General features: G+C 76.4%; 10 protein-coding genes and 1 pseudogene. 4 read left to right on the top strand and 7 right to left on the bottom strand.

All coding sequences use genetic code 11. The annotated features are described in order from the left end of the window. From GT045_RS23870 to GT045_RS23855, 4 genes and pseudogenes are all read right to left on the bottom strand, one after another. Positions 1 to 2,862, bottom strand: a pseudogene (locus GT045_RS23870) (hypothetical protein); the annotation flags it as partial. A gap of 37 nt (positions 2,863 to 2,899) precedes the next feature. Further along, positions 2,900 to 3,778 (bottom strand): hypothetical protein, encoded by an 879-nt coding sequence (locus GT045_RS23865; RefSeq protein WP_161288407.1) that lies wholly within the window; start codon positions 3,776 to 3,778, stop codon positions 2,900 to 2,902. Between the two features lie 31 nt (positions 3,779 to 3,809). After that, positions 3,810 to 5,339, bottom strand: a complete 1,530-nt coding sequence (locus GT045_RS23860; RefSeq protein WP_161288409.1) for a hypothetical protein — start codon at positions 5,337 to 5,339, stop codon at positions 3,810 to 3,812. 606 nt (positions 5,340 to 5,945) lie between these two features. After that, positions 5,946 to 6,647, bottom strand: coding sequence for a GntR family transcriptional regulator (locus GT045_RS23855; protein WP_161335388.1), 702 nt, complete (start codon positions 6,645 to 6,647; stop codon positions 5,946 to 5,948). A 126-nt stretch (positions 6,648 to 6,773) separates the two neighbouring features. Between GT045_RS23855 and GT045_RS23850 the strand changes: the two genes are divergently transcribed. From GT045_RS23850 to GT045_RS23835, 4 genes are all read left to right on the top strand, one after another. Next, positions 6,774 to 8,102 (top strand): MFS transporter, encoded by a 1,329-nt coding sequence (locus GT045_RS23850; RefSeq protein WP_161287097.1) that lies wholly within the window; start codon positions 6,774 to 6,776, stop codon positions 8,100 to 8,102. A gap of 91 nt (positions 8,103 to 8,193) precedes the next feature. Continuing rightward, complete coding sequence (locus GT045_RS23845) at positions 8,194 to 8,952, top strand: 5-oxoprolinase subunit PxpA (protein WP_161335387.1); 759 nt, start codon at positions 8,194 to 8,196, stop codon at positions 8,950 to 8,952. Beyond that, on the top strand, positions 8,949 to 9,566 hold the full coding sequence (locus GT045_RS23840; RefSeq protein ID WP_161335386.1) for an allophanate hydrolase subunit 1: 618 nt from the start codon (positions 8,949 to 8,951) through the stop codon (positions 9,564 to 9,566). Before GT045_RS23845 ends, GT045_RS23840 begins: the two co-directional genes overlap by 4 nt. Then, positions 9,563 to 10,432, top strand: a complete 870-nt coding sequence (locus GT045_RS23835) for a biotin-dependent carboxyltransferase family protein (protein ID WP_161335385.1) — start codon at positions 9,563 to 9,565, stop codon at positions 10,430 to 10,432. Before GT045_RS23840 ends, GT045_RS23835 begins: the two co-directional genes overlap by 4 nt. Here the strand turns inward: GT045_RS23835 and GT045_RS23830 are convergent. The 3 genes from GT045_RS23830 to GT045_RS23820 are packed head-to-tail and all read right to left on the bottom strand — an operon-like array spanning position 10,333 to position 13,636. Beyond that, positions 10,333 to 11,340, bottom strand: coding sequence for an SGNH/GDSL hydrolase family protein (locus GT045_RS23830; RefSeq protein WP_161335384.1), 1,008 nt, complete (start codon positions 11,338 to 11,340; stop codon positions 10,333 to 10,335). The genes GT045_RS23835 and GT045_RS23830 overlap by 100 nt on opposite strands. Further along, positions 11,337 to 12,512, bottom strand: coding sequence for a glycosyltransferase (locus GT045_RS23825; protein ID WP_161335383.1), 1,176 nt, complete (start codon positions 12,510 to 12,512; stop codon positions 11,337 to 11,339). Before GT045_RS23825 ends, GT045_RS23830 begins: the two co-directional genes overlap by 4 nt. Continuing rightward, positions 12,509 to 13,636 carry a glycosyltransferase family 1 protein gene (locus GT045_RS23820; RefSeq protein WP_161335382.1) on the bottom strand — a complete coding sequence of 376 codons (1,128 nt, stop codon included), beginning with the start codon at positions 13,634 to 13,636 and terminating at the stop codon, positions 12,509 to 12,511. Before GT045_RS23820 ends, GT045_RS23825 begins: the two co-directional genes overlap by 4 nt. Between the last annotated feature and the right edge of the window lie 223 nt (positions 13,637 to 13,859).

The following is a 13,859-nucleotide window of genomic DNA, read 5'->3' as shown; positions in this document are numbered from 1 at the left end:
GCGCAGCTTCACCTGCCAGCCGGCGCGCTCGCGCAGCCGGAAGGCGAGGCCGGCGAGGGCGTCGGCGGCGCGCCGGGCCTTCTGAGCGGCCTCCTGGCGCTCGTCGCGGAGCTGCGCGGCCTCGGCCGCGGCCTCGTCGGCCTCGGCGCGCACGGTCCGCGCCTCGGTGAGTTCGGCCTCGGTCTCCTCGGCGAACGCGCGGGTCTCCGCCGCGGCACGGGTCAGCTCGGCGAGCCGGCCGGCGGGGCAGCCGGTGCGCCAGGAGGTGAGCCGCGCCGCCAGTTCGCGGTCCTTGCCGAGGCGGGCGGCGAGGGAGCGGATCTCCTCGTCACGCGCGCCGGCCCGCGCGCGCAGAGCCTGCCGTTCCTCGTCGGCGGCGTGCTCGTCGTGCATGGCCGGGTTCGGCGGCACGAGGAAGACGTCGCCCGGGGTGGCGTCCCCGGCGGGGGGCGGGGCGAGCAGTGCGGCCGCGGTGCCGACGGCGACCGCGGAGCGCGGCAGCAGGGCGGCGTCGCCGAGGGCCTCGCGGGCACGGGCGTGCGAGGCCGGGTCGGTGATGATCACGCCGTCGACGAGTTCGGGGCGGGCGGCGAGCACGCGGGCGTGGTCGGCCGGGTCGACGGCCTGCGCGAGGTAGCGCCAGCCGGGCAGGGCCGGGATGCCGTGCTCGCCGAGGTACTCCACGGTGGCCAGGACGTCCGGGCCGGGCGGCAGCAGTCCGCCGTCACCGAGGGCACCGAGGATCCGGGAGTCGTCGGCGGCGGCCGTCCGCAGGTCGAACAGGTGCCGCTCGGCGGTCGCCACGGCGTCGTCGAGGAGCCGGCGCAACTCGTCGGCGAAGCGGTCGAGTTCCTCGGGGCCGAGCGTGCCCTCGCCGACCGGTCGGGGGATGCCGTCGGTGCCGGGGGTGCCGTCGGTGCCGGGGGTGCCCTCGCCGACCGGTCGGCGGATGCCGTCGGCGGCGGTGCCGTCGTCCGCTCCCGTCCGGGGGCCGGGTACGCGCGCCGCGGCGGGTGCGCCGGGCAGGCTTAGCAGCTCCGCCAGCCGCTCCTCGGCGGCCAGGGCCTCGGCGAGGCGGCGCTCGGCCTCGTGTGCCCGCTCGGCCGCGGTCGCCGCGTCGGCCGCGCGTGCCGCCGTCAGCTCCGCGCGGGACTCGGCGGCGGCGGCCTCGCGGGCGTGCTCGGTCGCCTTGCGGGCGGCCTCACGGGCCGTGTCCCAGGCGGCCACCGCGGTCTTCTCGGCGTCGCTGGCGGCGAGCGCGGCCCGCGCCGGGTCGGCGTCCGGGGCGCTGTCGTCCAGCCAGCCCGCGCGGACCGCCTCGGCGGTCTCCTGTTCGACCTCGGCGAGCCGCTGGCGCAGGTGCCCGGCCTCGCTGCGGGCCCGCTGCGCCTCGGTGGCGGCGGAGGTGGAGTCCCGGTAGGCGCTGTCGCTGACCTCCTGGAGGGCCGCGGACCGCTCCTCCTCCTCGTTGGCGAGGGTCTCGGCGCTCTCGGCGGCGCGGTGCAGGGCGCGCACGAGGTCCACGGCGGCCTTGGCGCGGGCGGCGAGCGCGGGTGCCGCGTCCCGTTCGGCCTCCTGGATGGCGGCGGAGACACGGGCGACGCGGTCGGCGGCGGCGCGGTGGCGCAGGACGGCCTCGGCGGCCTGCCAGGCGGCGTGCAGGGTGCGGGCGTCGGCCAGCTCGCGCTTCTGCGCGGCGGCGGACTTCTCGGCGGCGGCGAGCGCCAGCGAGGCGTGGCGGTAGGCGAGTTCGGCGGCGATCAGGGCGCTGCGCTCGCGGGCCCCCTCGGAGTGGGTGACGGCGTAGGCGGCGGCGGTCACCCGCTGGGCGAGGTCGGCGGCCCGGACCCGCTCCCGCACGGCCCGCGCGGAGAGCCGCCGGGCCAGCGTACGGGTACGGCGCTCGGCGCCCGCGTGGACGTCACGCGCGCGTGAGCGGGTCTCGGCCGCCTCCACGATCCGGCCGAGCAGGTCGGCCGAGCCGGCGGTGAAGTCCCGCTCGGCGATCAGCTCGGCGCGCCGGCCCAGCTTGTTGCCGAAGCCGCTGACGAGGTCGGCGAGGCCGTCGGTGTCGCGGGTGTCGGTGACGGCGCGCAGCAGCAGGTCGGTGAAGTCGGAGTCCTTCTTGACCGCGAAGAGACCGGCGGCCTCGCCCTCGTCGGCGTTCATCTCGCGCTGGTAGCGGAAGAGTTCGGGGTCGAGCCCGAGATCGCCGAGGTGCTCGATCCACCGGTCGTGGATCTCCTCCCAGTGCACCTCCAGGTGCGGGTACGCCTTGCCGGCCTCCGTGAGGGCGTCGCGGAAGCCCTTCATGGTGCGGCGGCGGCCCTGCGCGCCGGACGTGCCCTCGGCGGGCGGCCGTACGGCGGTGGCCTCGGCGACGGGCAGGTTGTCCAGGCTCAGGCCGGGGCCGGGCCGGAAGGAGTACCAGGCCTCGGCGAACTTGCGCGGGTCGTTGGAGACCTGCCGCCCGCGCCACTCGCTGGCCTTGCCGACGACGACGCACTCGCCGGTCTGCACGTGCTGCCACTCCAGGGCCACGTGCCCGCAGTCGTCGGCGAGCAGGAACTTGCGCAGCACACCGGAGCTGGCGCCGCCGAGGGTGTTGCGGTGGCCCGGCAGCATCACCGAGAAGATCAGCTTGAGCAGGACGGACTTGCCGCCGCCGTTCTCCAGGAACAGCACGCCGGCGGGCGCGGGCCGGCGCGGCGGCCCGGACGGCTCCTCCTCGAAGAACTCCGCCTGCGTGGGCGCCGGGTCGGGCACGGGCTCGCCGACACCCCGCAGGTCAAGCACGGTGTCGGCGTAGCGCGCACCGGCGGGACCGATGGAGTAGAGGCGGACCCGGGACAGCTCGTACATGGCGGACTCTCGTAAGTCTGGTGGACGGTGCGGTGGTTCAGGAGTGGAACGGCAGGCCGGCGTCGGCCACCAGGTCGAGGTCGTCGGTGTCCTCGGCGGGCAGCAGGGTCGCCGTGCCGTCGGTGACGGGGACGACGCCCAGCTCCAGCAGTTCGGCCAGGGCGGCGCTGCCGGCCATGTCGCGGACCTGGAGCTGGTAGCGGGCGGTGGTGCGGTAGGTGCCGCCGCTGTCGTCGCCGGTGCGCTGCAGGAAGCCCGATTCGGTGAGGAAGGCCAGGGCCTTCGCGACGATGCCGGTGGTGGAGGCGGCCGGCCGGCGGGCGTCCTTGGTGGCGCCGGTGGCGCTGCGCCTGGCCCAGATCCGCCAGGCGGCCTCCAGACCGGGGGCGTCGGTGGCCGGGTCGGTGTTCTCGCCCTGCTGCGCGGCGCGTTCCTCCAGTCGGCGGCACGCCTGCCGGACGAAGGCGTCGACGCCGTTGACGGTGACCCGGCCGATGTAGGCGTCGTCGGCGAGGTCCTCGGGGCGCGGGAACGCCAGCGCCGCGGCGGCGAGATGGGCGAGTCCGTGCAGGAAGCGGTCGCCGGAGTCGGCGGTGGTGCGACGCGCGTAGTCGCCCATGCGGACGGCGAAGACGGAGTCCTCGGCGGCGGTGACGGCCATTCCCGCGCGCGGGGACACCTCCAGCACGACGAGCCCGAGGCCGGCCGCGACGGCGTCCGCGAGCCGGGCGAAGGCGGGGTCCTCGCGGTGGCGGCGGAGCAGTTCGGTGTACTCCTGGTCGCGCGCGGGCGCCAGCTTGGGCTGCAGCCCGAAGGCGACGAGCCGCGCCGCGTCGGCGGCGTCGGCGGGGGTGACGGCGGAGCCGGCCGGCGCGGCGGCGGGCTCGGGCTCACTCCACTCGACGTGCTCGGTCACGGGTTCGGCTCCTTGTCGTGCTCTTGCTCGCTCATGCTGCTTCCGTCCGGTCCGCCGCCATGCCCGCCGCGTCCAGCAGCGCGGTGCCCACGATCAGGTCCGCGCCGCCGAATTCGGGATCGTCCAGTTCGGTCCCGTCGTCCACGGCGAACAGCAGCTTCTCCTCGCCCTGCCGGTAGGCGGTGCCGACGGCGGGACTGGCCGCGTGGACCGCCAACAGCGCGACGAGGTAGGCGAGATCGGGGTCGCCGGTGCGGCGGGCCTCGGTGAGCAGGCCCGACAGTCTGCGCGGCGCGTCCGCGGGCAGGTCGAGCAGCTCGGTCGCCGCGGCCAGTTGTTCCTCGCTGAACCGGCTGTCGTCCGGCGTGGCGATCAGGTCGGGCTCGGGCATCTCCGCGCCCAGGTGCTCGCGCTCCACGGGCGGCGTCAGCAGTATGTCGACGAGGTCCGTGATCCGGACGGAGACCGGGGTGCGCAGGCCCGTGCCGCGCGCGAAGAACGCGTCCGTGACCCGGGTGGCCTGTTCCAGGGGCAGCGGCAGGGTGGGGGCGAGGAGATGGCCGTAGAGGTCGGTGCCGGACGTCGTGGCCGGTGTGGCGAAGGCCTGCCGGTCCTGTTCGGCGCGGAACAGCGGTCCCGCCTCCAGCAGGCGCGACTGGAGCTGGGTGTGGCGCCGGATGCAGTCCTTGACGATGTCGACCAGTTCGGCGGCGCGGCGCTTGTGCTCGGGGTCCTCGGTCTCGTCGCGGGCCTTGCGGATGTTGGTGAGGATGGCGTTCTCGTGGCGGTAGCGCTCGGCCACGTGGTCCAGGGCCTCGGTGATCATGTCGGGGACGGCGTTGAGCCAGTCGACCGCGCGGACGTTGCGCCGGGTGGCGTCCAGGGCCCGGCGGAGTGTCTCGGAGTACTGGACGGTGCGGTAGCGGGCCTGCTCGGCGGCGAGCTGGGCGTCGGCGAGCCGGCCGCGGTTGATCAGCACCTCCAGCTTGACCTCGGCGGCGATCTGGGCGCTGGTGACGTCCGTGTCGAGGGCGCCGACCAGGACGTTGACGGCCTCGTCCGTGGTGCGCAGGTAGACCGTGCCGCCGGGGCCGGGGACCTCTTCCAGGAGCTTGAAGTCGTAGTCGCGGCGGACGTACGTGCCGTCGGGCGCGAAGGTGCCGTAGACGGCGCGGAAGCCGCGGTCGACGCTGCCGACGTTGATCAGGTTCTCCATGACCCAGCGGGCCACGCGCTCGTGTTCGGCGGCGGGCCGGTGCGGGGCCTGGGCGGCGATGCGCGGGGTCAGCCGGGCGACGATCTGGTCGTGGTCGGCGCCCGTGTCGAAGTCCATGTTCAGCGTGACCAGGTCGATGGCGGCGAGTGCCACCTCCGCCATCCCGTACACCGAGTACTCGCCGGCCAGGTTGGCCTTGCGCGCGTCCAGGTCGTGCAGCGGCGCGGTGCAGGCGAGCGCGCGCAGCCGACGCGCCAGCCCCTCGTCGGCGGCCGGGCCCGGTGCCGGGCGCGGCCCCGCGCTGAGCTGGGGCGGAACACTGTCCGTCGGTGCAGGGGAAGTCACGGTGCACAGATTAGGTCCTCGGTCTGACATCCACCCAAACGACGCGGACGGCTCCACCGCGCCCGGGCACCGCGGGCGCCCGCGCCGGGCACGGAGGCGGCCGTACCGGTCCGCGCCGGGCACCGGAAGCGGCCGGGCCGGTCCGCGCCGGGCACCGGAAGCGGCCGGGCCGGTCCGCGCCGGGCACCGGAAGCGGCCGGGCCGGTCCGCGCCGGGCACCGGAAGCGGCCGGGCCGGTCCGCGCCGGGCACCGGAAGCGGCCGGGCCGGTCCGCGCCGGGCACCGGAAGCGGCCGGGCCGGTCCGCGCCGGGCACCGGAAGCGGCCGGACAGGGGCCGGACCCGGCGCCGAAGGCGGCCCTACCGGTCCGCGCCGAGCACCGGAAGCGGTCGGGCCGGGGGCCGGACCCGGCGTCGGAGGCGCCGTGCCGGGTCGGGCCGGTCACCGCGAGCCGCCATCCCGCGCATGCCCGGGGCCGCCACCCCGCGCATGCCTAAGGGCCGCCGCCACCCCACCCTTGGCCAAGGGCTGCCGCCACCCCGCCCTTGCCCAGGGGCCGCCGCCACCCCGCCCCTGCCCGGAGGCCGCCGCGCCTCCCCCGCGCCGTTACGACGCGCCGTCCTCGCCGACGCGGCGGCGGTAGACCTCCACCACCCGCTGGAGGGAGTCCGCCAGGTACGTCTCCAGCGCCCGGGCCGCGCCGTGCCGGTCGCCGGCCTCCAGTGTGCGCAGGATCTCGCGGTTGCGGGCGAGGTACGGCTCGTGCAGCCGCCGGGGATCGTCCACGACGTGGAAGGCGAGCCGCAGCTCGGCGAAGACGCTGCGCATCAGCTCGTCGGTGCGCTCGCTGCCGGCGAGGGCGACCAGTTCCCGGTGGAAGTGGATGTTGGCGGTCCCCATCGCTTTCCAGTCGCCCTCGTCGGCCGCCCGCTCGCCCTCGGCGACCGCCGCGGCCAGTTGCCGCAGCGGGTACGGCGGCTCGCCCAGACCGCGGACGACGGCGCACTCCACGAGGGAGCGCGTGCGGTAGATGTCCTCGACGTCCTCGACGGTCAGGACCCGGACGAAAACGCCGCGGTTCAGCTCGTGGATGAGCAGGCGCTCGTGGGTGAGCAGCCGGAACGCCTCGCGCAGGGTGTTGCGGGAGACGCCGAGCGCCCCGCCGATGCTGTCCTCCGAGAGCCGGGTGCCGGGCGGGAAGTAGCCCTCGGAGATGCGGCTCCTGAGGATGTCCGAGACGCGCTCGGCGGTGCTCGTGCGGCCCAGGAGGACACGGTCGCCGGCCAGTCCCGTCAGCTGCTCTGCCATGCCCGGAATTCAATCGCAGACACCAGGACGAGACAACGTGGGTATTGAAGGATCGTTGAACGATCCCCTACGGTGCTCGGCACGGCTCGCTTCCCCGCACCCTCCGTCCCCCTCTGCGAGGTGCCCATGAGCACGACCCCACCGCCCCGGTCCGCGTCCGCGCCCTCCGCCGGTGCCCGGCCGGCGCGAGGCGAACGCTCCCCCGAGGACGGCGCGTTCGGCTGGCTACGCGCCCTCGGCCCGCGTGGGCGGCGCGCGTTCGCCGGAGCTTTCGGCGGATATGCCCTGGATTCCTACGACTACTTCACGCTGCCGCTGAGCATGGTGGCGCTCTCCGCGCACTTCGGTCTCGACAGCGGCCGGACCGGTCTGTTCACCACCGTCACGCTGGTGGTGTCGGCGGTCGGCGGTGCCGCCGCGGGCGTGGTCGCGGACCGGATCGGCCGGGTCCGGGCCCTGATGATCACGGTGATCACGTACGCGGTGTTCACCGTCGCCTGCGGCTTCGCGCCCAGCTACGAGACCCTGCTGGTCTTCCGTGCCCTCCAGGGCCTCGGTTTCGGCGGCGAGTGGGCGGTCGGCGCGATCCTGGTCGCCGAGTACACGAGTGCGCGCCACCGGGGCCGTACGCTGGGCGCGGTCCAGAGCTCCTGGGCGGTCGGCTGGGCGCTGGCGGCGGTCGTGTACACGCTGGTCTTCTCCATCGCCGACGCGGACCTGGCCTGGCGGGTGATGTTCTGGACCGGCGCCCTGCCGGCGCTGTTCGTGGTGTGGATGCGCCGCCGGGTGCACGACGCCCCCGTGGCGACGGCGGCCCGCGAACAGGACCCCCGGCGCGGCTCGTTCGCGGCGATCTTCCGGCCCGCCCGGGACGGTGCCCCGGGGCTGCTGCGCGTCACCCTCTTCGCGAGCCTGCTCTCCACGGGCGTGCAGGGCGGCTACTACACGCTGGCGACCTGGGTGCCGACGTACCTGAAGTCCGAGCGCGGCCTGTCGGTCGTCGGCACCGGCGGCTATCTGGCCTTCCTGATCTCCGGCGCCTTCCTCGGCTACCTGACCGGCGGCCACCTCACCGACCGGCTCGGCCGGCGCACCAACATCTGGCTGTTCGCCCTGCTGTCGGCGCTGTGCATCCTGGCGTACGCGAACATCCCGCACGGCGCCGACACCCTGCTGCTGGTGCTCGGTTTCCCGCTGGGGTTCTGCATGTCGGCCATCTTCAGCGGCTTCGGGTCCTACCTGAGCGAGCTGTACCCGACGGCGGTGCGCGGCACGGGACAGGGGTTCACGTACAACACGGGGCGAGCGGTGGGGGCGGTGTTCCCGACCCTGGTGGGCTTCCTCGCGGACAGCTGGGGCGTGGGCGGTGCGCTCGTCTTCGGCGCGGCCGGCTACGGACTGGCCGCACTCGCCCTGCTCGGTCTGCCGGAGACGCGCGGGAAGGAACTGGCGTGAGCCGGCCGGACCGTACCCGGTGCCGCCCCGTCACCGCGGCCGCTGCCCACACGCGCGCGTGGAGGGCGAGAAGAGGAGACAAGGGATCACCATGACCGCGATCGATCTGAACGCCGACCTCGGAGAGGGCTTCGGACGCTGGCGGCTGACGGATGACGAGCAGCTGCTGTCCGTCGTCACCAGTGCCAACGTGGCGTGCGGTTTCCACGCCGGGGACGCGGTCACGATGCGCCGGGTGTGCGAACTGGCCGCCGCGCGCGGGGTGACGATCGGCGCGCAGGTCTCCTACCGGGACCTGGCGGGGTTCGGGCGGCGCGCGATGGACGTGCCGTCCGCCGAGCTGGCGGCCGAAGTCGCCTACCAGATCGGCGCCCTGGAGGTGTTCGCGCGGGCGGCCGGGGCGCGGGTGGCGTACGTCAAGCCGCACGGCGCCCTCTACAACCGGGTGGTGCACGACGTGGAGCAGGCCCGCGCGGTGATCGAGGGGGTGCGCCTGGCCGACGCCTCGCTGCCGGTGCTGGGCCTGCCCGGTTCGCGGCTGCTGGAGACGGCCGCGGCGGCGGGCCTGCGGGCCGTGCCGGAGGCGTTCGCGGACCGCGCGTACACCGACGAGGGCACGTTGGTGCCGCGCGGCCGGGACGGGGCCGTGGTGTCCGACCCGGACGCCGTCGTGGAGCGTTCCGTCAGCCTCGCGCGCTCCGGTGAGGTCGTCGCGCACTCCGGCACGCGGATCCGGGTGCGCGCCCGGTCCCTGTGCCTGCACGGTGACACGCCCGGCGCGGTGGACCTGGCCCGGCGGGTGCGCGAACGGCTGGTGGCGGCGGGCGTGCGGGTGGAGGCGTTCGCGTGAGGGTGCTCCCCGTGGGCGACGACGCGCTGCTGGTCGAGGTGGCCTCCGGAGCGCAGGCACAGGCCCTGCACGCCGAGCTGCTGCGGCGCCGCGCGGAGGGGTCGCTGAGCGTCCGCGAGATCGTCCCGGCGGCCCGTACGGTGCTGCTCGACGGAGTGGACGACCCGGCCCGCCGGGCGGCGGAACTGGCCACCGCGCGGGTGCCCGAGACGCCCACGGACGCGCGTGCGCTGATCGAACTGCCCGTGCGCTACGACGGCCCGGACCTCGCGGCGGTCGCCGGACACTGGGGGGTGACCGAACGGGAGGCGGCCCGCGTCCACTCCCGCACCGAGTTCACGGTGGCCTTCTGCGGCTTCGCCCCCGGTTTCGGGTACCTCACCGGGCTGCCGGAGCGCTACGGCGTCCCGCGCCGCGCCACCCCGCGCACGGCGGTCCCCGCCGGCTCGGTGGCGGTGGCCGGACCGTACACGGGTGTGTACCCGCGCTCGTCACCGGGCGGCTGGCAGCTGATCGGGACGACGGACGCGGTCCTCTGGGACGCCGCGCGCGTGCCCGCCGCGCTGCTGGTACCGGGGACGCGCGTGCGCTTCGTGCCGGTGGAGGGCGCATGACCCCGCGTGCGCTCGTGGTCGTGCGCGCCGGGGCGCTGACCACCGTGCAGGACCGCGGGCGGCCGGGGTACGCGCATCTCGGCGTGCCCCGCTCCGGTGCCCTCGACCCGTCCGCCGCGGCCCTGGTGAACCGGCTCGTCGGCAATCCACCGGACGCCGCCGTCCTGGAGACCACCCTCGACGGCTGTGCGCTGCGCCCGCGTCGCGCGACGACCGTCGCGGTCGGCGGTGCGCCCTGTCCGGTGACGGTGGGCGGCCGCCCGGCCGCCTGGGGCGCCCCCGTCGTCGTACCGGCGGGCGCGCTGCTGGAGGTGGGCGCCGCCACGGCCGGCGTCCGCGGCTACGTGGCCGTCGCCGGGGGCGTCGCCGCGGAACCGGTCCTCGGCAGCCGCTCCACCGACCTGCTCTCCGGCCTCGGCCCGGCCCCGCTCGCGGACGGCGTGGTGCTGCCGCTGGGCGCGCCGACCGGCCCGCCCGCGCGCGTGGACGGCACACCGCAGCCGCGTCCGCCCACCGAACTCGTGCTCCGGGTGACCCTGGGCCCCCGCGACGACTGGTTCACCGCGCGGGCGGTCCGGGACCTCACCACGCGCGCGTTCCGGGTCTCGGCGGCGAGCAACCGCATCGGGCTGCGCACCGAGGGGCCCGCCCTGGAGCGGGCCCGGTCCGGTGAACTCCCCAGCGAGGGCATGGTCCTGGGCGCTGTCCAGGTGCCGCCGGACGGGCGTCCGGTGGTGTTCCTCGCCGACCATCCGACCACCGGCGGCTACCCGGTGGTCGCGGTGGTCCGTGCCGCCGACCTGCCGGCCGCCGCGCAGGCAGCGCCCGGCACCCCGGTCCGGTTCGTGCCGGTACGGCGCCGCTGACTCCCGAGGGCCGCGGCAGCTCCCTCCGGCACGTCCTCGCTGCCGCCGGTCCGTCGCGGCCGGGCCGGCACAGCGCCCTCCGGCAGGGCCGCGAGGGCCGCGGACACCGCCGCCGACGCGCGCCGGTCCAGCCGGGCGCTGGTGCCCTGCGCGCGGTGCACCAGTTCCTCGGCGGCGAGGCGCAGCAGCTGCGGCAGCAGGTCGCGGCAGCGCCGCACCACCCAGCCGGTCCCTGCCGTGGCCAGCCACCACAGGCTCGCCGTGCGGGTGGGTCCGGGGGACTCGGGCTCGGGCGAGGGCGGCCGCCCGCCGGCCCGGCCCGCTTCGGCGAGCAGCGCGTGACAGCGGACGGCGAGCCGGCGGTGGCCGCGCTCGCCCGGGTGCAGCCGGTCCGCGCTCCACAGGGTGCGGTCGGTGACCCAGGCGCCGTCCGCCGCGTGCAGGTGGACGGCGTCGTAGCGGTCCGACAGGGCGTGCACGACCGCGTTGACCGCCCGCTGCCGCCGGGCCAGCGGACGGGCCAGGGCGTCCGGGAGCCCGAGCACGGCGCCGGGGTCGGGCAGGCAGGCGGTGAGCAGGGTGGCGCCCTGGCGGGCGAAGGCTCCGTACACCTGGTCGAGGTCGGCGGCCACGGCGTGGATGTCGAAGGTGCGGCGCAGGGTGTCGTTGACGCCGACGACCACGGACACCAGGTCGGGGCGCAGCTCCAGGGCGGCCGGTGCCTGCCGTTCCCGCACGTCCCGGGTCTGCGCCCCGCTGACCGCGAGGTTGGTGAACCGCACGTGCTCGCTGTCCTCGGCGAGGGAGGCCGCCAGCAGCGCGGCCCAGCCCCGCCGGCCGGTGCCGCACGGGTCGCCGACCCCCTCGGTCAGCGAGTCCCCGAGGGCGACGAAGCGGACGGGTCTCATGCCGCGGCCTCCGGCAGGGCGGGACGGGAGCCGGCCCGGCGCAGGACCTCGGCGTCGTGGGCCGCCAGGAACGCCTCGACGGCCGCTCCCCAGCCGAAGCACTCCGCACGCGCGCGTGCCGCGTCCCGCCGTTCGGGCTCGCCCCGGTCGAGGAGCTCCTCCACCGCGTCCGCGAACGCGGTGCCGGTGCCGGCGGCGGTGGCCCCGGCGGAGCCGATGACCTCCGGCAGCGCGGACGAGGCGCTGGCCACCACGGGCGTGCCGCACGCCATGGCCTCCAGCGCGGCCAGTCCGAAGGTCTCGGCGGGCCCCGGCGCCAGGCAGACGTCGGCGGACGCCTGAAGCGCACCGAGGGCGGTCCGGTCCGTGACGTGTCCCAGGAAGGTCACCGGGAGCCCGCGCTCCCGTGCGCGATGCTCCAGCCGGGCCCGCAGCGGCCCGTCCCCGGCCACCACGAGCACCGCCCGCCGCCTGCGGCGCAGCAGCGCCTCCAGGGCGTCCAGGGCCGTGCCGGGGCGCTTTTCGACCGACAGCCGGGAGGCCATCACGAGCAGCGCCTCGTCCGCGCGCGCGTGGCGGGCACGCAGCCCGGGGTCGCGCAGGGCGGGGTGGCGTTCGGTCAGGTCGACACCCAGTGGGGCGCGTACGACGTTGCGCGCGCCGATGCGGACGAACTCGCGCTCGGCGTACTCGGTGGTGCACACCACCCGTGAGTAGACGTGCGCGGTCCGGGTGTTGAGGGAGTCGGCCGTGCGCCGGGCGAGCCGCTCGGGCAGGCCCCAGGTGCGCAGCACGCCGTCGGCGGTCTCGTGGGAGACCATCACGGCGGGCACGCGCGCGCGGCGGGCCCAGCGGCCGGTCCAGCGCAGCGTGGTGCGGTCGGAGACCTCCAGGCGGTCCGGGGCCAGCTCCTCAAGGAGCGCGGCCAGGCGCCGCTTGTCGGTGAGGACGCGGTAGCCGCCGGTGCCGGGCAGCAGCGGGCCGGGCAGGGTGATGACACGGCCCTGCTCGGTGTCGCGGTCGGTGTGCCGTTCGCCGGGCACGATCAGGACCGGGTCGTGGCCCGCTGCCCGGAAGCCCTTGCCGAGTTCCCGCAGGGCGGTGCGCAGGCCGCCGGAGGCGGGCGCGACGAAGTTGGCGAGGCGGACCATGCGCAGGGACCGGCCGGTCATGCCGCCACCGCCGTCTTCCGCGCGGCCAGCACGTCGTCGTAGTGGGCGATCAGCTGGTCGCCGACGGCGGCCCACGTGCGGCCCTCGACCATGGCGCGGGCGGCGGTGCCGTACGCGGCCCGCCGGCCCGGGTCGGCGGCCAGGGCGCGGACGGCCTCCTGGACGGCGGCGGCATCGCGCGGCGGGACGAGGAGGCCGGTGCGGCCGTGGGCGACCAGGTCGAGCGGGCCGCCGGTGGCGGGCGCGACGACCGGGACGCCGCTGGCCATGGCCTCCTGGACGGTCTGGCAGAAGGTCTCGAAGGGGCCGGTGTGCGCGAACACGTCCAGCGAGGCGAAGATCCGGGCGAGTTCGTCGCCGGTGCGGCGGCCCAGGAAGACGGCGCCGGGCAGGGCCTCGGCCAGATGCGGCCGGCTGGGTCCGTCGCCCACGACCACGACCCGTACGCCGGGCAGCCCGCAGACCCCGGCGAGGAGTTCGACGTGCTTCTCGGGAGCGAGCCGGCCGACGTAGCCGACGATCGGTTCGCCGTTCGGGGCGAGTTCGCGTCGCAGTGCCTCGTCACGGCGGTCCGGCCGAAAACGTACGGTGTCCACGCCGCGCGGCCACAGCCGGACCCGGGGCACGCCGTGCGTCTCCAGGTCGGACAGGGCCGCGCCGGAGGGGGCGAGGGTGCGGTCGGCGGCGGTGTGCACGGAGCGGATCCGCCGCCAGGCGGCGGTTTCTCCGGCGCCCATGTAGGTGCGGGCGTATCCGGCCAGGTCGGTCTGGTAGACGGCGACGGCGGGGACGCCGAGCCGGGCGGCGGCGGCCATGCCGCGGACGCCGAGGATGAAGGGACTGGCCAGGTGGATCACGTCGGGGCGGTGCGCGACCAGGGCCGCGGCGAGGCGCCGGCTGGGCAGGGCGACGCGGACCTGGGGGTAGCCGGGCAGGGGGAGGGAGGGGACCCGGACGACGGGGCACGGGGCGTCCGTGTCCGGTCCGCTGCCGGGCGCGGGGGCGGGGGCGAGGACGAGCGGATGGTGACCGCGATCTACGAGGTGCCGGGCGGTCTGGAGCGCGCAGTGGGCCACGCCGTTCACATCGGGGGGAAAGGATTCGGTCACGATGACGACACGCATACGGGTGTTGTCGCCGCGCAGGACGTGCCCGCGTCAACTTCGATCTGTCCGCGCGGGGAACGTCCCATGAGCGTTGGACTGCGCACCCGGGCGGTCCAGGCTGCCGCCATGACCGCCTGACCTGCGGGTCACCGGCTGTTCACACGCCGGGCCGTCGTCCGCCCGGGACCAGGCGCCCGAGCGGGCGGCCCGCGGCCGCCACGGGCCCTCCCGGCCGACCGGG

Source organism: Streptomyces sp. SID486 (assembly GCF_009865385.1).
GTDB lineage: Bacteria > Actinomycetota > Actinomycetes > Streptomycetales > Streptomycetaceae > Streptomyces.
Note: the sequence above shows the minus strand (reverse complement) of the source record. Positions and strands in the feature narration are given on the sequence as shown.